The 17,764-nt window shown below is 64.0% G+C and carries 19 protein-coding genes; 6 read left to right on the top strand and 13 right to left on the bottom strand.

Annotated elements, in window-relative coordinates; all coding sequences use genetic code 11:
* Positions 1 to 133: 133 nt before the first annotated feature.
* From A3AI_RS0116840 to coxB, 9 genes are all read right to left on the bottom strand, one after another.
* Entirely contained in the window at positions 134 to 703 is a 570-nt protein-coding gene (locus A3AI_RS0116840; protein ID WP_024516721.1) for a cysteine hydrolase family protein, read from the bottom strand.
* A 147-nt stretch (positions 704 to 850) separates the two neighbouring features.
* The gene (locus A3AI_RS0116835) at positions 851 to 1,609 is read right to left on the bottom strand and encodes an SURF1 family protein (protein ID WP_502685747.1); all 759 of its coding nucleotides are present in this window, start codon (positions 1,607 to 1,609) and stop codon (positions 851 to 853) included.
* Positions 1,606 to 2,004 (bottom strand): DUF983 domain-containing protein, encoded by a 399-nt coding sequence (locus tag A3AI_RS0116830; RefSeq protein WP_024516719.1) that lies wholly within the window; start codon positions 2,002 to 2,004, stop codon positions 1,606 to 1,608. The genes A3AI_RS0116835 and A3AI_RS0116830 overlap by 4 nt, the downstream gene beginning before the upstream one ends.
* Positions 2,005 to 2,194: 190 nt before the next feature.
* Entirely contained in the window at positions 2,195 to 3,091 is an 897-nt protein-coding gene (locus tag A3AI_RS0116825; protein ID WP_024516718.1) for a cytochrome c oxidase subunit 3, read from the bottom strand.
* A gap of 72 nt (positions 3,092 to 3,163) precedes the next feature.
* Positions 3,164 to 3,799 (bottom strand): cytochrome c oxidase assembly protein, encoded by a 636-nt coding sequence (locus A3AI_RS0116820; protein WP_024516717.1) that lies wholly within the window; start codon positions 3,797 to 3,799, stop codon positions 3,164 to 3,166.
* Positions 3,800 to 3,804: 5 nt separating this feature from the next.
* Entirely contained in the window at positions 3,805 to 3,981 is a 177-nt protein-coding gene (locus A3AI_RS0116815) for a cytochrome c oxidase system small membrane protein (RefSeq protein WP_024516716.1), read from the bottom strand.
* A gap of 7 nt (positions 3,982 to 3,988) precedes the next feature.
* Entirely contained in the window at positions 3,989 to 4,927 is a 939-nt protein-coding gene (locus tag A3AI_RS0116810) for a heme o synthase (protein WP_024516715.1), read from the bottom strand.
* Positions 4,928 to 4,991: 64 nt separating this feature from the next.
* Positions 4,992 to 6,611, bottom strand: coding sequence for a cytochrome c oxidase subunit I (ctaD, locus tag A3AI_RS0116805; RefSeq protein ID WP_024516714.1), 1,620 nt, complete (start codon positions 6,609 to 6,611; stop codon positions 4,992 to 4,994).
* Positions 6,612 to 6,694: 83 nt separating this feature from the next.
* Positions 6,695 to 7,531, bottom strand: a complete 837-nt coding sequence (coxB, locus tag A3AI_RS0116800; RefSeq protein ID WP_024516713.1) for a cytochrome c oxidase subunit II — start codon at positions 7,529 to 7,531, stop codon at positions 6,695 to 6,697.
* 497 nt (positions 7,532 to 8,028) lie between these two features.
* On the opposite strand from coxB, the gene A3AI_RS0116795 reads away from it, so the two are divergent.
* Positions 8,029 to 8,598: an invasion associated locus B family protein gene (locus A3AI_RS0116795; protein WP_502685749.1), complete on the top strand. Its 570-nt coding sequence runs from the start codon at positions 8,029 to 8,031 to the stop codon at positions 8,596 to 8,598.
* A 199-nt stretch (positions 8,599 to 8,797) separates the two neighbouring features.
* On the opposite strand, the gene A3AI_RS0116790 is transcribed toward A3AI_RS0116795, so the two are convergent.
* The gene (locus A3AI_RS0116790) at positions 8,798 to 9,289 is read right to left on the bottom strand and encodes a GNAT family N-acetyltransferase (RefSeq protein ID WP_024516711.1); all 492 of its coding nucleotides are present in this window, start codon (positions 9,287 to 9,289) and stop codon (positions 8,798 to 8,800) included.
* A gap of 89 nt (positions 9,290 to 9,378) precedes the next feature.
* Between A3AI_RS0116790 and tldD the strand changes: the two genes are divergently transcribed.
* From tldD to A3AI_RS0116775, 3 genes are read left to right on the top strand one after another with little or no spacing between them, the layout of a single operon-like run.
* On the top strand, positions 9,379 to 10,806 hold the full coding sequence (gene tldD, locus A3AI_RS0116785; protein ID WP_024516710.1) for a metalloprotease TldD: 1,428 nt from the start codon (positions 9,379 to 9,381) through the stop codon (positions 10,804 to 10,806).
* The gene (gene lepB, locus A3AI_RS0116780) at positions 10,803 to 11,615 is read left to right on the top strand and encodes a signal peptidase I (protein ID WP_024516709.1); all 813 of its coding nucleotides are present in this window, start codon (positions 10,803 to 10,805) and stop codon (positions 11,613 to 11,615) included. Before tldD ends, lepB begins: the two co-directional genes overlap by 4 nt.
* A 38-nt stretch (positions 11,616 to 11,653) precedes the next feature.
* Positions 11,654 to 12,256: a nucleotidyltransferase family protein gene (locus A3AI_RS0116775; protein ID WP_036048597.1), complete on the top strand. Its 603-nt coding sequence runs from the start codon at positions 11,654 to 11,656 to the stop codon at positions 12,254 to 12,256.
* Between the two features lie 132 nt (positions 12,257 to 12,388).
* On the opposite strand, the gene A3AI_RS0116770 is transcribed toward A3AI_RS0116775, so the two are convergent.
* The 3 genes from A3AI_RS0116770 to A3AI_RS0116760 form a co-directional block, all read right to left on the bottom strand.
* Positions 12,389 to 12,979 (bottom strand): PAN domain-containing protein, encoded by a 591-nt coding sequence (locus tag A3AI_RS0116770; RefSeq protein ID WP_024516707.1) that lies wholly within the window; start codon positions 12,977 to 12,979, stop codon positions 12,389 to 12,391.
* Positions 12,980 to 13,189: 210 nt separating this feature from the next.
* Positions 13,190 to 14,113: an amino acid ABC transporter substrate-binding protein gene (locus tag A3AI_RS0116765; RefSeq protein ID WP_024516706.1), complete on the bottom strand. Its 924-nt coding sequence runs from the start codon at positions 14,111 to 14,113 to the stop codon at positions 13,190 to 13,192.
* 12 nt (positions 14,114 to 14,125) lie between these two features.
* The gene (locus A3AI_RS0116760; protein WP_024516705.1) at positions 14,126 to 15,421 is read right to left on the bottom strand and encodes a dicarboxylate/amino acid:cation symporter; all 1,296 of its coding nucleotides are present in this window, start codon (positions 15,419 to 15,421) and stop codon (positions 14,126 to 14,128) included.
* Positions 15,422 to 15,622: 201 nt separating this feature from the next.
* Here A3AI_RS0116760 and A3AI_RS0116755 point away from each other — a divergent pair, with 201 nt between their 5' ends.
* Together A3AI_RS0116755 and A3AI_RS0116750 are read left to right on the top strand one after the other, a co-directional pair.
* Positions 15,623 to 16,624, top strand: a complete 1,002-nt coding sequence (locus A3AI_RS0116755; protein ID WP_024516704.1) for an NADP-dependent oxidoreductase — start codon at positions 15,623 to 15,625, stop codon at positions 16,622 to 16,624.
* Between the two features lie 190 nt (positions 16,625 to 16,814).
* Complete coding sequence (locus A3AI_RS0116750; protein WP_024516703.1) at positions 16,815 to 17,678, top strand: cysteine rich repeat-containing protein; 864 nt, start codon at positions 16,815 to 16,817, stop codon at positions 17,676 to 17,678.
* The last annotated feature ends 86 nt before the right edge of the window (positions 17,679 to 17,764 follow it).

Raw genomic sequence — 17,764 nt, 5'->3', positions numbered from 1 at the left:
AAAATCGTATCTCAGCAGATTTGGCTGGCACCATAGAGCGTTTTGCGAGGAAGGGGAAAGGGGTTGTTGGCATGGTAACCGCGTCGTCGGCCGGGAGTCCATGACCCACAAATGCGCTTCGGCGCCGCCGCCCTCACTCCAGCGCGGCGATTGCCTCCGCAGTCGTCACGATCCGCGCGAACTCGCCGTTGAGATTGGCGAGCGTCATTGCGTGAATTTCTTCGGCGGAATGCGTATCGCCATCCGGGCCGACGCGATCGAAGGTCCAGGTCGCGTCGCGCACAAGGCGGGCGTCGAAGCCGAGATTGCCGGCCATGCGCGTCGTTGTCTCCACGCAATGATTGGTGGTGGCGCCGCAGATGACGAGTGTGGTGATGCCGGCCATACGCAGCCGTGTTTCCAGATCGGTGCCGATGAAGGCACCGTTGACGCGCTTGACGATCACGGGCTCGCCGGCACGCTCGCGCGCCTCCTCCTTGACGGCGTAACCGGTGCCATCAGGCCGGAACGACGAGTTCGGCCGTGTGCCCTCGTGGCGGATATGGAAGATGGCCGCGCCGCGATCGCGGAACGCCGCGAGGAGATCGACGATCCGCGCCACCGCTTCCGGATTGTTGCGCCGCCTGCCGGCCGCCTCCCACTCGTCGAAGGCGCGCTGGACGTCGACGATAATGAGAGCTGTGCGGGCGCGTGGGGTCGACATGCGAGAGGCTTTCCGGATGCGATAGGCCGAGTATGCGATGCGGTCGCGTGGTCGGAAAGGCCGTTTTGCCCTCGTTTCAGGACCGGCAGGATGGCTAGAGCGAAGCGAAAACCATCCTGCTTTGAAGACGACAATGATGGGTTTCGCTTACGCTCTACCGATCCTACGACTACGCAACCACATGAGAAACGCGATCACCACGACAACCGCGAGCGAGAACCAGGTGATGGCGTATTGCATGTGGTCGTCGCGCAGGTGCACGGTGAGCGGACCGGGCTTCGGGACGCCGTTCGCCGGCACTGGTTGCTCGAGATCGATGTAAAACGGCGCGACGTTGCCCCAGCCGAGCTGGCTCGCCATCGCCTCGTGATCCCTCACGAACCACAGGCGCTTCCCGCGGTTCTCGGCCGGCGTGAGCAGACCCGCGCGCTCCGGGAAGCGCAGATAGCCGGTGAGCGTGACCGGCTGGCCCGTGGCAAGCTTGGCGACCGCGCGATCCTCGAGCTCGCGCTCCTGCATCGTATTCTCGACAAAGCCCGTATTGATCACGATGGTCTCGCCGCTTGCGAGGCGCGCGGGCAGGAAGGCCCAGGTGCCCGGACCGGAAATATCCTCGCGCACGGCGGAGCCGGCGGAATAGACCATGGCGTCGGGCGCGCGAACATAAGTGGCGGTGAAGCTGACGCGGCGGAACTCGTCACGCGCGGGATCGAGCTTGAGCCATTGCGAGACGCCGGGCAGCGACTCCGGCGCGGCCGCGAGACGCTCGGTCAGCGCCGCGATCAGCGCATGTTTCTCGGCGCGTCGCTGCAGTTGCCAGACGCCGAGGCCGATGAAAACGGCCACCATGACGAGGGTGAAAAGAGCGAAACCGGCACCGCCCCGACGCGCAACAGGCGACATCATTTCGGCGCGCGTTCGATCAGCCGGCCTTCGGCGGCCTTGTGATGGAATTGCAGCGCGATCAGCAGCGCTTTCATCGAGCGGAGCGGCAACAGCGTGGTCGCCAGGATCAGCGGCAACCACAGCGCCGCATGCACCCAGAACGGCGGCTGGTATTTCACCTCCACGATCAGCGCGCAAGTCACGACCACGGCGCCGGCCAGCATGATGACGAAGATGGCCGGACCGTCGCCTGCATCGATAAAGGCGTAGTCGAGGCCGCAAGATTCGCACTGCGGACGCAGGGTGAGGAAGCCGGCGAAAAGTTTTCCGTGGCCGCAACGCGGGCAGCGGCAGGCGATGCCGCGCAGCGCGCTCTGCAGGACGGTGGTATGAGGGGTTGAAGAGAGTCCGTTCATGGAAGCGTCTGCCTGAGCGATGAACGAAGTTCCCCCTCGTCCCGCCCGCGGGGAGAGGGCGACCTCTCCCCGCATGCAGGGCGAGGTGAACCGGGTTCGCGGATGTGTCAGTCTAACCAATAAGGTCGCACATCCGAAAACAAAAAGGGCGGCCCTGCGGCCGCCCTTTGAAGCACGGTTCTGCGAATACCTACTCGCCCATGACGCCGACACGGCCGCCGCCGGTGCCCCAAACATAGATGCAGATGAACAGGAACAGCCAGACCACGTCGACGAAGTGCCAGTACCAAGCGGCGAATTCGAAGCCGAGATGCTGCTTCGGGGTGAAGTGGCCGAGATAGGCACGGACCAGGCAGACGATCAGGAAGATGGTGCCGACCAGGACGTGGAAGCCGTGGAAGCCGGTCGCCATGAAGAAGGTGGCGCCGTAGACGTTGCCGGAGAAGGCGAACGCAGCGTGGGCATATTCCCAGGCCTGCACGCAAGTGAAGCTCGCGCCGAGCAGGATGGTGAGGATCAGGCCGTATTTCAGGCCCCGGCGGTCGTTCTCGAGCAGCGCGTGGTGCGCCCAGGTGACGGTCGTGCCCGAGGTGAGCAGGATCAGCGTGTTGAGCAGCGGCAGGTGCCAGGGATCGAACGCTTCGATGCCCTTGGGCGGCCAGGTGCCGGGCACGGCGCAGGCGCCCATCGCGGTCCCGGTGCCGCAGCCGAACACCGCGTCGCGCGTGGCATGCACGGCGTCGGCCGGGAACAGCGACGAATTGAAGAAAGCCCAGAACCAGGCGACGAAGAACATCACCTCGGAGGCGATGAACAGGATCATGCCGTAGCGGTGGCTGATCTGCACCACGCGGGTGTGATCGCCCTTGTGCTGGGCCTCGTTGATGACGTCGCCCCACCAGCTCGCCATGGTGTAGAGCACGCCGATCGTACCGATGCCGAAGACGATGGGCGCGGCGGCAAACATGTGGTGCATCCACGTGATCGCGCCGACAGCCATGATGAAGGCCGAGATCGAGCCGACGACCGGCCACGGGCTCGGATCCACCAGATGGTAATCGTGATGCTTGACTTGCGCCGTAGCCATTTTGCCCGCTTGCTCCCTAAACCGTGCCGGATCATTCGGCACATATTTCCTCGAAAATCAAATCCGAAATCGCTACCCCGGCGGTCGCGCCCGCTTGTCCGGCTCGCCCGCGGCAACCGGCTTCGTCTCCCCGCGAACGGGATAGAAGGTGTAGGATAGTGTGATGGCGCTCAGGCTGTCGTTGTCATGATCCTCGACGATTCCGGGATCGACATAGAACACCACCGCCAGCTCCCGCTTCTCGCCCGGCGCAAAGGTCTGCTCGGTGAAGCAGAAGCAGTTGATCTTGACGAAATAGGCCCCGACCGTGAGCGGCGCGACGTTGTAGGCGGCCTGTCCGGTCGTGGGCCGCGCGGACTGGTTGGTCACGGTGTAATAGACGGTCGTGACCTCGCCGATATGGACCTGGACCTCGGTCTTCTCCGGCTCGAACTTCCAGGGCAGCCCGCCCGAGACGTTGGAATCGAACCGCACGGCGATGGTGCGCGCCAGCGGCTTGGTCGTCGGCGCCGATTTCGCGACCTGGGTAGTGCCGTTGAAGCCGGTGGCGCGGCAGAACCAGTTGTAGAACGGCACGGCGGCATAGGCGGCGCCGACCATCAGCACCACCACCAAGCCGCAAATCGCGGCAACCAGCGCGTCGCGGCCGAGCCGCGGGGCGGTTCTTGTCGGCGGGCGGGTCGGCTGGTTAGCTGGTTCTTGCGCCATGTCAGCTACAACGGCCGGTTCAGGACGGCCGGTCCCTTGACCAGGGTGACTGCGAAAAACAACAGCACGAGCACGCCGAGCGCCAGCGCCGTCGCGATCGAGCGATTCCGCCGGCTGCGCTTCTGCGCCTCGGTAAGGACGATCCCCTCTTGCGGCTCGTGGTCGGACATCGTGGTCGCCATGCGCCCCCTAGCCTATGAGCGGGAGCAGCGCGCGCACGACGACTTCGAGCAGCAGCGTCGCGAACAGCGCGAACAGGTACAGGATCGAGAAGGCAAACAGCTTCCGCGTGGCACGGAGCGACTCGCTGCGCTCGCGACGGCGATAGACGTTGACGGCGAGCGCCAGCATGCCGGCGCCGAGCACCAGCGAGGTCACGCCGTAAATCGCGTCGAAATAACCGAGCGGCCAAGGGCTCGCGGCAACCGCCACCAGCACGATGGTGTAGAGCAGGATCTGCAGCCGCGTCGCGTCGGGACCGGCGACCACGGGCAGCATCGGCACGCCGGCGCGGGCATAGTCGTCGGAACGGAACAGCGCCAGCGCCCAGAAATGCGGCGGCGTCCAGAAGAAGATGATCAAAAACAGTAGCAGCGGCTCGACCGAGATCGAGCCTGTTGCCGCAACCCAGGCGACGACAGGCGGCAAGGAGCCCGCGGCGCCACCGATCACGATGTTCTGGGCGGTGCGGCGCTTTAGCCCGAGGGTATAGATCACGACATAGAAGAAGATGGTGAAGGCGAGCAGCGCGCCGGCAAACCAGTTGACCAGGATGCCGAGCGTCATCACTGAGAAGAAGGCGAGCGTTAAGCCAAAGGCCATGGCTTCGCCGCTGGTGATGCGGCCACGCGGGATCGGGCGGTTGGCGGTGCGGGTCATCAACGCGTCGATGTCGCCTTCCAGCGCCATGTTGAGCGCGCCCGAAGCGCCGGCACCGACCGCGATGCAGAGTAGCGAGGTGAAGGCGAGCACGGGATGGAAATGGCCGGGCGCCAGCACGAGTCCCACCAGCGCTGTGAAGATCACGAGCGACATCACCCGCGGCTTGAGGAGGGCGATGTAATCGGAGACCTCGGCCTCGGAGATCCGGGGCGCGAAGCCAATTCCGCTGTGATCGACGACGGACACTATGAGACGCTCGCTTCGTTAAAACGGCGCGGCGCCGGTTTGCGGCGCCATGCCTGGTCTTGGTTTACTGCACGCGCGGCAGCGTTTCGAACTGATGGAACGGCGGTGGCGACGACAGCGTCCACTCCAGGGTCGTAGCACCTGCGCCCCACGGATTGTTGCCGGCCTCCTGCTTGCGGACGAAGGCATCGATGACGCCGTAGATGAAGATCAGGACGCCGAAGCCGGAGATGTAGGAGCCGATCGAGGACACCAGGTTCCAGCCGGCGAAGGCATCCGGGTAATCGACATAGCGGCGCGGCATGCCGGAGAGACCGAGGAAGTGCTGCGGGAAGAACACCAGGTTGACGCCGATGAAGGTGACCCAGAAGTGCGCCTTCCCGATGGTCTCGTTGTACATGTAGCCCGACATCTTCGGGAACCAGTAGTACCAGCCTGCGAAAATAGCGAACACGGCGCCGAGCGACAGCACGTAGTGGAAGTGCGCCACCACGTAATAGGTGTCCTGCAGCACGCGGTCGACGCCGGCATTCGCCAGCACCACGCCGGTGACGCCACCGAGCGTGAACAGGAAGATGAAGCCGATCGCCCATAGCATCGGCGTCTTGAACTCGATCGAGCCGCCCCACATCGTGGCGATCCAGGAGAAGATCTTCACGCCGGTGGGCACCGCGATCACCATGGTTGCGGCGACGAAATAGGCCTGCGTCGCCGAGGACATGCCGACCGTGTACATGTGATGCGCCCACACCACGAAGCCGATGCCGCCGATCGCGACCATGGCGTAGGCCATGCCGAGATAGCCGAACACGGGCTTGCGCGAGAAGGTGGAGACGATCTGGCTGACCATGCCGAAGCCCGGCAGGATCAGGATGTAGACCTCGGGATGACCGAAGAACCAGAACAGGTGCTGGAACAGCACGGGATCGCCGCCCTGATCGGCCGAGAAGAAGGCGGTGCCGAAATTACGATCGGTGAGCAGCATGGTGATAGCGCCCGCCAGAACCGGCAGCGACAACAGGAGCAGGAATACCGTCACCAGAATCGACCACACGAACAGCGGCATCTTGTGCAGCGTCATGCCCGGCGCGCGCATGTTGAAGATGGTGGTGATGAAGTTGATGGCGCCGAGGATCGAGGACGCACCGGCGAGATGCAGCGCCAGGATCGCGAAATCGACCGCCGGTCCCGGATGGCCCGAGGTCGACAGCGGCGCATACATGGTCCAGCCGGCACCGACGCCGTTGGCGCCCGGCTCGCCCTCGACGAAGGTCGAGAGGATCAGAAGCGCGAAGGAGGCCGGCAACAGCCAGAACGAGATGTTGTTCATGCGCGGGAACGCCATGTCGGGCGCGCCGATCATCAGCGGCACGAACCAGTTGCCGAACCCGCCGATCATCGCCGGCATCACCATGAAGAAGATCATGATCAGGCCGTGCGAGGTCACGAACACGTTGTAGATATGCGTCTCGTGGAAAATCTGCACGCCCGGATACATCAGCTCGGCGCGGATCGCGATCGACATCGCAGCCCCGATGATGCCGGCGATGATCGCGAACACCAGGTACATCGTGCCGATGTCCTTGTGGTTGGTCGAGAACAGCCAGCGCCGCAACCCGGTCGGGTGGTCGTGGGCGTGATCGTCATGGGCATGATCGCCGTGCGTCGCTACGTTCGTTGCCATCTTTCAAATCCTAGCCTTGAAGTCCCTCTCGGACCTCTTTTTCGAGGTCCTCGTCGCCCTTTATTCTTGACGCCGCGGCGCTTTTACTGCGCCGCGTCCGCCGCTGATGCGTAGGTGTTGGTCGTGGCGGATGCGAACTTCTTCTTCGCGTCCTCGACCCAGGCCGTGAACTCCTGGTCGGTCACCACGCGCACCGCGATCGGCATGAAGGCGTGGTCCTTGCCGCAAAGCTCGGAGCACTGGCCGTAATACATGCCGGTCTTCTCGGCCTTGAACCAGGTTTCGTTCAGGCGGCCCGGAATGGCGTCGATCTTAATGCCGAAGGCGGGCACGGCGAAGGAGTGAATGACGTCGGCGCCGGTGGTTTGCACCCGCACCACCTTGTTGACCGGCACGACCATTTCATTGTCGACGCCGAGCAGGCGCGGCTGCTTGTCCTGCGCCATCAGCGAATCGAATTCGAACTTGCCGTTGTCAGGATAGGCGTAGCTCCAATACCACTGCTTGCCGGTCGCCTTGATGGTGATGTCGGCCTTCGGCAGGTCGAGTTCGAGGAACAGCAGGCGGAACGAGGGCACCGCGATGCCCACCAGGATCAGGACCGGGATCAGCGTCCAGGCCACCTCGATCAGCGTGTTGTGGGTGGTCCGGGACGGAACCGGGTTGGCGCGGGCGTTGAACTTGACCATTACGGTGATCAAAAGCGCCAGCACGAACAATGTGATCACGGTGATGATGGTCAGGAGCACATTGTGGAACCAATGGATGTTGTCCATCACCGGCGAGCCCGAGGGCTGCAGGCTCCATTCCCACGGCGAGGGCTGACCCAACGCGAACGCCGCGCCGCTCGCAAAAACCGCGGCACCAGCGATCGCGAGACCCGCGACCCACCGGCCAACCCTGCCCTTCGACATATTCATGTCGTTTCCGCTCCTTATTTATTTCATCCCCAAATCGCGCCCGCTAGCCCCGCCGGCACGACGATCCGCTCCCAAACAAGCGGCCGCTTTGGTACCCGCGAGGGACACCGGGCCGGATCGCCAGAACGCAGAAATCAAGCCTCTCAAACCATAATTCTTGAGGCATCGCAATGCAGTCGTGGGGAGCATTCGGCAGCGGCGTCGGTTATTGCCCGACGGGGGCGGCAGCGTGCCGGATGGCGCCACATTTTACCGTGAAAGTGGGGCCAAAATGCCCTTTCGGGGGCTTGCGGCGCTTGACAGGCGCATCCCCCGTTGTAGGCACAATCGGCTGCTCGTGAGGTGCAACTGATTCGTGACGCGAGGCGCGGGCGAAGCTCGCGCGGTGTGCCTTCACTGTGCCCTCATTGCCGTATCAGTCGGCGGCGCGGGGCAGACTTTGGACCTATCACGGCGAAACCGATAAAGTGCTCAAGACTAGGAAAACTCCGAAGGGATTGACCCGGATGGGGCCTGCGAAACAGATTTTGAAAAGCTTTGCTTTAAAGGGCTTGGCTGCAAAAGGCTTGGCTGCGAAAGGCTTGGCTGCCTGCGCGGTCCTGGCCGCCGCCCTCCTTGGTGCCGTCCCGGCCCACGCGCAAGGCGCCGTGCGCTCGGTGCATGGCGACTGGCAGATCCGCTGCGACACCCCGCCGGGCGCACAGAGCGAGCAATGCGCCCTGATCCAGAGCGTGGTGGCCGAGGACCGCTCCAACGCCGGGCTCACCGTCATCGTGCTCAAGACTGCCGACCAGAAGAGCCGGCTGATGCGGGTGGTGGCGCCGCTCGGCGTGCTGCTGCCCTCGGGCCTCGGTCTCAAGCTCGACAATGTCGATGTCGGCCGCGCCGGCTTCGTCCGCTGCCTGCCCAATGGCTGCGTGGCCGAGGTCGTGATGGACGACAAGCTGCTCAACCAGCTGAAGACGGCGAAGACTGCGACTTTCATCATCTTCGAGACACCTGAGGAAGGAATCGGCTTCCCGCTCAGCCTGAACGGACTCTCGGAGGGCTACGACAAGCTGCCGTGAGGACTTTGACCGGTCGAGATGCCGCTGCGCACTCGGTCCACCTCTCCCCGACGGGAGAGGTCGGATTGCGCAGCAATCCGGATGAGGGGCCGCAGCGCTCACGAGGGACTGTAACCCCTCACCCGATTTGCTAAAGCAAAATCGACCTCTCCCGTTGGGAGAGGTGCTTCTTCGCTGCGGCAACAGATCGACACTGCCGCTAAAACAACAGCCCCATCAGGATCAGGTTTTCATACTCGCCATCGACCTTGCAGGCGTTGCGTTGAAACCCTTCGGTGACGAAGCCGAATCTCCTGTAGAGCGCGATGGCATTCTCGTTGTTCTGGCGCACGGACAATTCGACCCGGGAGAAGCCGAAGGCGTGCGCGGCGTCGAGCACCTGGCGCATCAGCCGGGTTCCAAGCCCCTGATGCCGAAACTGCGGCAATAGGCCCATTCCCAAGACGCCGGCATGCGCATAGATCGGGAGCGATTTCGGCGTCACGTCGCACCAGCCGACCACGTCGCCGCTGTCCGCGACCGCGACGAATTGCGGGTAGCCGTGGCCGATCATGTCGAGCACGAAAGCGCGCGTGGTCTCCAGCGGCGGCGCCTCGAAAAAGGCCAGATAGCGCCGTTCCCGCGCGACGACGTCGAGGGTCTGGTGAAAGCTGTCGATGTGACCCGGACTGATCGGAACGATGTCAATCATGTCGTTTCCGTAATGTGCCGATCCTGCCCCTCGCCGAACGACAAGGAAAGAACTATCTTGGATTTGACCTCCCGACAACGGACCGAGCGATGACCAGCCCTGCAGCAACCTCGTTGATCGACCGCGCCCAGCTTGACCGCGACACCGTGCGCCATGAAGTGGCTCGCGGGCTCGCGGGCGCCGACGACGGCGAATTGTTTCTCGAATATAGCCAAACCGAAGCCCTGATGTTCGACAATGGGCGCCTGAAGCAAGCTACGTACGATACCAGCCAGGGTTTCGGTTTACGCGCGGTAAAGGACGATGCGGTCGGCTACGCCCATTCCTCCGACGTCTCGGTGCCAGCGCTGATTCGCGCCGCCGACGCGGTCGCCGCCGTCCGCGGCGGCTATTCCGGCACCTTTGCAGCCCCGCCCGCCCACACCAATGTACGCCTCTATGGTGACGAGAACCCGCTGGACGCGCCGAGCTTCGAGACCAAGGTGAAACTGCTCGGCGAGATCGACGCCTATGTCCGCGACAAGGATCCGCGGGTGCGCCAGGTCACCGTGAGCATCGCCGCCACCTGGCAGGTGGTGGAGATCGTGCGCCCCGATGGCGAAAGCTATCGCGACATTCGCCCGCTGGTGCGGCTCAATGTTTCTGTTGTCGCCGGCCAGGGCGATCGGCAGGAGAGTGGCAGCAAGGGTTATGGCGGCCGCGAGCCCTATGCCCGCTTCATCGAGACCAAGGCCTGGCGCAATGCCGCCGACGACGCTTTGCGCGAGGCCCTGATCAACCTGGAATCGGTGCCGGCGCCCGCCGGCGAGATGGACGTCGTGCTCGGCGCCGGCTGGCCCGGCGTGATGCTGCATGAAGCCGTCGGCCATGGACTGGAAGGCGACTTCAACCGCAAGAAGACCTCGGCCTTCGCCGGCCTGATGGGCCAGCAGGTGGCGGCCAAGGGCGTCACCGTGGTCGACGACGGCACCATGGCCTCGCGCCGCGGCTCGCTCTCGATCGACGACGAGGGCACACCGACCAGCCGCACCGTGCTGATCGAAGACGGCATCCTGGTCGGCTACATGCAGGACCGCCAGAACGCGCGGCTGATGAACATGAAGCCGACCGGCAACGGCCGCCGCCAGGGCTATGCCCATGTGCCGATGCCGCGCATGACCAACACCTACATGCTCGAAGGCGGTCGTGATCCCGCCGAGATCCTCGCCTCGGTGAAGAACGGCATCTACGCCGCCAATTTCGGCGGCGGCCAGGTCGACATCACCTCCGGCAAATACGTCTTCCAGTGCACCGAGGCCTACAAGATCGAGAACGGCAAGCTCGGCGCGCCGCTGAAGGGCGCGATGCTGATCGGCAACGGACCGACCGACCTGCATCGCATCACCATGATCGGCAACGACCTCGCGCTCGACACCGGAATCGGCACCTGCGGCAAGAACGGCCAGGGTGTGCCTGTTGGCGTCGGCCAGCCGACGCTGCGCATGGATCGAATCACTGTTGGAGGCACCGGCCGATGAGCGTTGAGAAGATGTCCGATCCGGCCGAGAGCACAAGCGCCAAAAGCAAAGCCAACGGCAAGAGCGGCACCACGACCGGCTGGCGCAGCCAGGCGGTGCAGCTCATCGGCATCGTCGCCGCCGTGTTTCTCGCCAAGGGCGCGATCGCCGAGCCGTTTTACGTGCCGTCGGGCTCGATGGAGCCGACGCTTCTGATCGGCGACGCGCTGCTCGCCTCGAAATTCCCCTATGGCTACGGCACCGCCTCGCTGCCGATGCAGATCAATCTGCCGGAAACCAAGCGGGTGTTCGGCGAGCCCCCCAAGCGGGGCGACGTCGTGGTGTTCCGCTGGCCGGGCGACACCTCGCAGGCATGGGTCAAGCGCGTGGTGGGACTACCCGGCGACCGCATCCAGATGCGGCAGGGCCAGCTCTTCATCAACGATCACCCCGCTTCGCTGAAGCCGGACGGCCTCGGCGAAGCCGAGGACGATGATGGCGGCAAGGAGCCGGCCTATCGCTATGTGGAGACGCTGCCCAACGGCGTCAGCCATGAGATCCTCAAGCTGCGCGACAACGGCCGCCTCGACAACACCCCTGAAGTGACCGTGCCGCCGGGCCACCTGTTCGTGCTTGGCGACAACCGCGACAACTCCGCCGACAGCCGCGTGCCGGTGCGCGAAGGCGGCGTCGGGCTGTTGCCGATCGACAATCTGGTCGGCCGCGCCGATGCCGTGGTCGGCTCCTGGGATCTCGGTGTCCGCCACCAGCCGATGTGGACCTGGCTCTCCGGCTTCCGCCTGGCTCGGTTCTTCACCCCGGTGCATTGAGGCGCGAAACCTGTAGCTTGGGCAAAGGCGTTTGTGCCGTGCCCACAGTTGATCACAATTGGACCGAAGACGACTTCCTCGCCGCGGCGCTGGCAAATCCTGTCAACGACCGGATCATCGGCGCACTCAGCGAGCTTGAGCTGCCCGACGCCTGGCTGGTCTCGGGCTGCCTGGTACAGACCGTGTGGAATGTGCTGACCGGGCGCGCGGCCGACTACGGCATTCTCGACTACGACGTGTTCTATTTCGATCCCGACACGTCCTGGGAGGCGGAGGATGCCGTGATCCACAGGCTGCTGCATCACGTCGGCCCCGTTGCGGTCGAGGTGCGCAACCAGGCGCGCGTCCATCTCTGGTATCCCGACAAGCACGGCTTGCCCTATCCGCCGCTGGCCTGCTCGACCGAGGGCATCGGCCGCTTTATCACCAGGAATACGCAAGTCGGAATTCGGCGCGACCGCGACAGCTACAAGGTCTATGCGCCGCACGGATTTGCCGACATCGCCGGCCTGATCGTGCGACCCAATCCGGGGCCGAATTTTTCGCCGGCGAATTATGCGGCCAAGGCCAGGCGCTGGAAGGCGCTGTGGCCAGAGTTGACGGTGCTCGAGGCGGAGGACGTCCAAAAGCTTCGGTTCTGATTCGATCAGAACCGAAGCTCCCAATTTTTGTTTTGACGCGTTTTCTTCACTGCGAACCGATGTCCGCTTCGCCCGAAAACACTTTAGTTCAACCCGTCGTCGTGCCGGCTTTCGCCGGGAAGACTGCAGAGATCATCTCACTACGCCCGAAATGAATCCTGCCTTTCGGTGGGGCGGCTTCACTTCCTTTTTCAGGAAGCAATGCGGCGCCTTGCCGACATAGCCGGGCCTCGCAAAGGTCCAGGCGCGGCATTTGTTGTCGGCGATGCAGGCGGCGTGGCAGGCCTCGTCGCCCTCGTCGCCTTTCAGCTCGAACGAGCGGTAATCACCGCCGGCGCGGTCGATCGAGGTCTCCGCGATCCGATTGCGCGGCTCGACCACGCCGGCGCCGCGCACGCCGGAGACGCAGCAATCGTCCTGGACTCGTGCCGGCACCGTGCTTTTCAGCCAGCACACCGCGCCCGGCGTGGAGTCGTTCGGGTAGTTGAAGCTCCAGGCACGACAGTGGCGGTCACGCTCGCACAACAGCGCGCAATCGGCGGGGTCGCCGGAGGGGATCGGCGCGTTCGTGTAATCGCCGCCCGGCCGGTCAAAATTGACCTGCGTCTGCGCTTGTGCCGGGACGTCCAACGCGACCCACACGCAGGCAGCACACAGCAAGGCGGCGGCCGCCACACAGGCGAGCGTCGCCGACCACGCCCCGTTCCGACGGCCTTTCCCCATTCGCGACCAGCTTCCGACTTATTGAACCAGCTTGCTTTTTGAAAGGCCGCCATTTGATCGCCACGAACCTGTATGGCGGATGAACGGCGTGAACGGGCGTCAGGCCACCTCCAACTGATCGGGCGAACCGATCAGGCTGGGCGGCAATCCGGCGCAGCAAAGCTGCGGGTTTCATGCAGCCGGGCGCCCCCGCCCGCCCCTTACCAATTGTTAATTATTGGCGCCGGGGGAATCGTCCATGGCGTGGAAGGCCTCCTCGAGCTGCGGAGAGATCGCGACATTGAGGCGCTCCCCGGTCGGCAGCCGCCGCACGAACCACTTCTCATAGAGCGGGATCAGGTCGTGGTTGGAGCCGAGCTTGCGGAAGGCGCGCTCCACGACGCCTGCCAATTCCGGCTCGCCCTTGCGGAACATGATGCCATAGGGCTCGTAGGACAGGTAATCACCGGTGACGCGGAATTTGTCCTGCGACTTGTGATGGGCGATCAGGCCGTAGAGGAGGATGTCGTCGGTCGCGAAGGCATCGACCTTGCCGTCGGCCAGCATCTGGTAGGACTGCTCGTGATCGCCCGCCGTCACGATGTTCAGCCCGAGCTGGAATTTCTTGTCGACATTGTGCATCGCCTGCTCGTTGGTGGTGCCCTTGGTCACCACCACGGTCTTGCCCTTGAGATCCGTCGCCGCCGCGATCGGCGACGATTTCGCCACCATCAGCTTGGTGCCGGCAACGAAAATCAGTGGCGAGAACGCTACCTGCTTGGAGCGTTCGGCATTCGCTGTGGTCGAGCCGCATTCGAGATCGATCTTGTTCTGGACGACCGCCGGGATGCGGTCGTCGGAGGTTACCTTGACATAGTCGATCTTCAGATCGGGGGCGTCGACCTCGGCGGCGATCTCCTCGACGATGGCCTCGCAGAGCTCGAGACTGTAGCCGATCGGGCGGTTGGCTGCGTCCAGGAACGAAAACGGCGGCGAGCTTTCGCGATAGCCGACATGGACGACATTGGCGCTCTTGATCCGGGCGAGCGTGGGGCTGAGCCCTTCGCCGCCTTGCGCGAACGTCGCCGTCGCCGGCAGCAACGCCGCCAGCAACAGGCCGATCGCCCCGATTGCTCGACTTGAGGCTTGACGCATTGAGAGCCTCCGTCAGTGTCCTGCCATCGCAGCCACCTCTCCGGGGATCATGCTCGGCGGCACCACGTCATCGGGGCCGAGCGCATGTTCGGGCGCAAGCTCGCCCTCCCATTTCGCCACAACAGAGGTGGCGAGCGTGTTGCCGATGACGTTGGTGGCGCTGCGTCCCATGTCGAGGAAGGTGTCGATGCCCATGATCATGAGCAGCCCCGCCTCGGGGATTCCGAACTGGGACAGCGTCGCGGCGATCACCACCAGCGAGGCACGCGGCACGCCGGCCACGCCCTTCGAGGTGAGCATCAATGTCGCGAGCATCGCAAGCTGCGTGCCGAGCGACATCTCGATCTTGTAGGTCTGCGCGATGAAGATGGACGCGAAAGTGCAGTACATCATCGTGCCGTCGAGATTAAAGGAATAGCCGAGCGGCAGCACGAAGCTCGAAATCCGCGACGAGGCGCCGAAGCGGTTGAGCCCCTCCAGCGTCTTGGGATAGGCGGCTTCCGAGCTCGCGGTCGAGAATGCGATCATCAGGGGCTCGCGGATCAACCGCAGCAGCTGGCTGTAGCGCGGCCCGATCACCACGAAGCCGACGATCACCAGGAGGCCCCAGAGGATCATGAGCGACAGATAGAAGCCGCCCATGAACACCACGAGCTTCCATAGCACGAGGAGGCCGTTCTTGGCGACGGTGGCAGCGATCGCCGCCCACACCGCGAAGGGCGCGAACATCATCACATAGCTCGTCACCTTGAGCATGATGTGGCCGAGATCATCGATCAACGACAGGATCTGCTTGGACCGCTCAGGCAGCGCGCCCATCGCGACCGAGAAGAACACGGCGAAGATCACGATCTGCAGGATCTCGTTCTGCGCCATCGCGTCCGCAATCGAGGTCGGGATCAGGTGGGTCAGGAACTTTTCAAGCGAGAAGGCCGAGACCGGCAGGCCTGTCGACTGCGACTTGTCCGGCAGCGTGCCGGGGAAGTTTGCACCGGGCTGCAGGAGGTTCACCATCACGAGGCCGAGCAGCAGCGACACGAAGGAGGCGCTGATGAACCAGCCCATGGTCTTGGCGAAGATGCGCCCGAGCTTGGCACCTGAGCCCATATGCGCGATGCCGCCGACCAGCGTGGCGAACACCAGGGGCGCGATGATCATCTTGATCAGGCGCAGGAACAGCATCGCGATCAGATTGATGTCGGCCGCGAGCTCGGCTCGCTGGTCGGGAAGGAAATTGAAGATCAGCGTGCCTGTGATGATGCCCAGCACCATCGCGCCCAGGATGTACTGCGTAAACCTGTTCGACATTCGTCAACCCCCGTCAACTCCGGCGCCTGGAGTTTGGCAGATTTTGTAACCCGTGCAACTCGCTTCGAGCTGGGAAATTGTTCCCGTTGTGAAACAGGCGCGCTTTCTCTAGCTTGAGCGCAATGCACAAAGCGCGGGATTGCACGTTTCCTGCGCGCGCACTGCATCAATAATGATCAAGCAACGAGAGGAGGAAATGCGATGAGCGACACCGTCAACCGACAGATCCTGCTGGCCGAGAAGCCGAGCGGAAAGCTCGGCCTGGAGCATTTCAAGCAGACGTCATCGGCACCTCCCTCGCCACGCGATGGCGAGGTCTTGCTGAAGGTCCGCTATATTTCGCTCGACGCCGCCAACCGCGCCTGGATGCACGGCGCGACCTACCGCTCCGCGGTCGAAGCCAACACGGTGATGGCCGGCGGCGGTATTGCCGAGGTGGTGGACTCCAAGGCATCAGGCTTTGCGCCCGGCGATATCGTGTTCGCCGACACCGGCTGGCAGGACTATGCCGCCCTTCCTGCCAAGCAGCTGACAAAGCTGCCGCGGATCGAGCCGCTGTCGCATCTGCTCAGCGTGTTCGGCATTGCCGGCCTCACCGCCTATTTCGGGCTGCTGGACGTCGGCAAGCCGAAGGCTGGCGAGACGGTGGCGGTGTCGGCTGCGGCCGGCTCGGTCGGCTCGATCGTCGGCCAGATCGCCAAGATCAAGGGCTGCCGCGTCATCGGCATCGCCGGCGGCAAGGACAAATGCAACTGGCTAACCGGCGAGCTCGGCTTCGATGCCGCGGTCGACTACAAGGATGGCGCCACCTTCAAGGCGCTGCGCGCAGCGGCCCCTGATGGCATCGATGTCTATTTCGACAATGTCGGCGGCGACATTCTCGAAGCGTGCCTGTCATTGATGAATTTGCGTGGCCGCATCGCTTGCTGCGGTGCAATCTCGCAATATGACGGCGTGCCGTCCGCCCATGGGCCGCGCGGCGTGCCCGGCTTGATCGTGGTAAAGCGCCTGATCATGCAAGGCTTTATCGTGATGGACTTCATGGATCAGCGCGAGCGCGCCATCGCCGATCTGCAAGGCTGGGTCGCCTCCGGCCGGCTGAAGGTGCAGGAGGACATCATCGACGGTCTGGAAAACACGCCGCGCGCTTTGATCGGGCTGCTTGCGGGCGAAAACCGCGGCAAGCGGATGGTCAGGCTTTAAAGAACAAGCTACGACGAAGTTATTCATGCCTTCGGCTCCACATTCTACTTGAAGTGGAGCCGAAACCAGCGAATGATGCCGCTTGCCGGCATTTGTAGGACCAAAACTATTCGACTTTTTTCGCTTGGAACGGCGGCTCGAGCGATAACAAGATTAAAGAGAACAAGATCAAAAAAAGGGATTTATGCAAATGCACGACGCATTCAGCCGTGCCTTGGCTCGCTCGGCCGCGATCATCACAACTACAGCAAGCATCGTGGCGACAGGAGCGATGGCGCAGGCCCCGACCCAGGCCCAGCGCGACGCGATCAAATCACAATGCCGCTCCGACTACATCGCGCATTGCTCCAGCATTCCCCCTGGCGGCGCGGCCTCGCTGCAATGCCTGCGGAAGAACATGGCAAGCCTCGCACCCGGCTGCCAGGCCGCCGTCAGCGCGGTCGCCGCGCCATCCGAAGTCAGAACGGAAACCAAGACAGAGCCCGCAGCGACGCCCGCGACGGAAAGCAAAACCGAACCGGCACCGGCGACGGCCGCAGCGCCCGCGGCTGAGCCCGCAGAGAAGCCGGCTGCGAAGACGAAGACCACCACCGCCAGGAAGCCATCGAGCGCGCAGATCGCGGCGATCCGCTCGGCCTGCCGCTCCGACTATCCGAAGGTTTGCGCTGGCGTACCCACCGGCGGCGCGCAGGCTCTGCAATGCCTGGAAAAGAACAAGGCCGGTGTCTCACCGGCCTGCCAGAACGCTGTCGCTGCGGTCGCCGGTGGCGCCACAGCGCCGGCCGGCAGCGCGCCGGCACAGGAGGCGGCAACCAGCCCCGCCGCGCCTGCTGCCGCGCCTGCCGCACCATCCGCCCCCGCAGCGATCGTGCTGCGGCCGATGCGGCCACGCGAGGTGCTCTTCGTGATGCGCTCGGCCTGCGGCGCCGACGTCCGCACGCTGTGCGCCGGTGTCGACCCCGGCGGCGGCCGCATCCTGCAGTGCCTCGCCAGCAACGCCTCGTCGCTGTCGCCCGACTGTCGCGCCGTGCTCGGCCAATTCGCCGCGCAGTAGAGAGATCGAGCGCAGCTTCGGCGGGCAGCGCCCACCTCTCCCGGAGGGAGAGGTAAGCCAAACAACGATATCGTGCTGTGGTTGTC

This window comes from Bradyrhizobium sp. Tv2a-2 (assembly GCF_000472425.1).
Lineage (GTDB): Bacteria > Pseudomonadota > Alphaproteobacteria > Rhizobiales > Xanthobacteraceae > Bradyrhizobium.
The sequence above is the reverse complement of the archived record's forward strand: the minus strand, read 5'-3'. Positions and strand labels throughout refer to the sequence as shown.

Coding starts and splice junctions, on each gene's coding strand:
- A3AI_RS0116840 (WP_024516721.1), bottom strand. CDS start 703: ATGTCGACCCCACGCGCCCGCACAGCTCTCATTATCGTCGACGTCCAG.
- A3AI_RS0116835 (WP_502685747.1), bottom strand. CDS start 1,609: ATGATGTCGCCTGTTGCGCGTCGGGGCGGTGCCGGTTTCGCTCTTTTC.
- A3AI_RS0116830 (WP_024516719.1), bottom strand. CDS start 2,004: ATGAACGGACTCTCTTCAACCCCTCATACCACCGTCCTGCAGAGCGCG.
- A3AI_RS0116825 (WP_024516718.1), bottom strand. CDS start 3,091: ATGGCTACGGCGCAAGTCAAGCATCACGATTACCATCTGGTGGATCCG.
- A3AI_RS0116820 (WP_024516717.1), bottom strand. CDS start 3,799: ATGGCGCAAGAACCAGCTAACCAGCCGACCCGCCCGCCGACAAGAACC.
- A3AI_RS0116815 (WP_024516716.1), bottom strand. CDS start 3,981: ATGGCGACCACGATGTCCGACCACGAGCCGCAAGAGGGGATCGTCCTT.
- ctaD (WP_024516714.1), bottom strand. CDS start 6,611: ATGGCAACGAACGTAGCGACGCACGGCGATCATGCCCATGACGATCAC.
- coxB (WP_024516713.1), bottom strand. CDS start 7,531: ATGAATATGTCGAAGGGCAGGGTTGGCCGGTGGGTCGCGGGTCTCGCG.
- A3AI_RS0116790 (WP_024516711.1), bottom strand. CDS start 9,289: ATGATTGACATCGTTCCGATCAGTCCGGGTCACATCGACAGCTTTCAC.
- tldD (WP_024516710.1), top strand. CDS start 9,379: ATGACCAGCCCTGCAGCAACCTCGTTGATCGACCGCGCCCAGCTTGAC.
- lepB (WP_024516709.1), top strand. CDS start 10,803: ATGAGCGTTGAGAAGATGTCCGATCCGGCCGAGAGCACAAGCGCCAAA.
- A3AI_RS0116770 (WP_024516707.1), bottom strand. CDS start 12,979: ATGGGGAAAGGCCGTCGGAACGGGGCGTGGTCGGCGACGCTCGCCTGT.
- A3AI_RS0116765 (WP_024516706.1), bottom strand. CDS start 14,113: ATGCGTCAAGCCTCAAGTCGAGCAATCGGGGCGATCGGCCTGTTGCTG.
- A3AI_RS0116760 (WP_024516705.1), bottom strand. CDS start 15,421: ATGTCGAACAGGTTTACGCAGTACATCCTGGGCGCGATGGTGCTGGGC.
- A3AI_RS0116755 (WP_024516704.1), top strand. CDS start 15,623: ATGAGCGACACCGTCAACCGACAGATCCTGCTGGCCGAGAAGCCGAGC.
- A3AI_RS0116750 (WP_024516703.1), top strand. CDS start 16,815: ATGCACGACGCATTCAGCCGTGCCTTGGCTCGCTCGGCCGCGATCATC.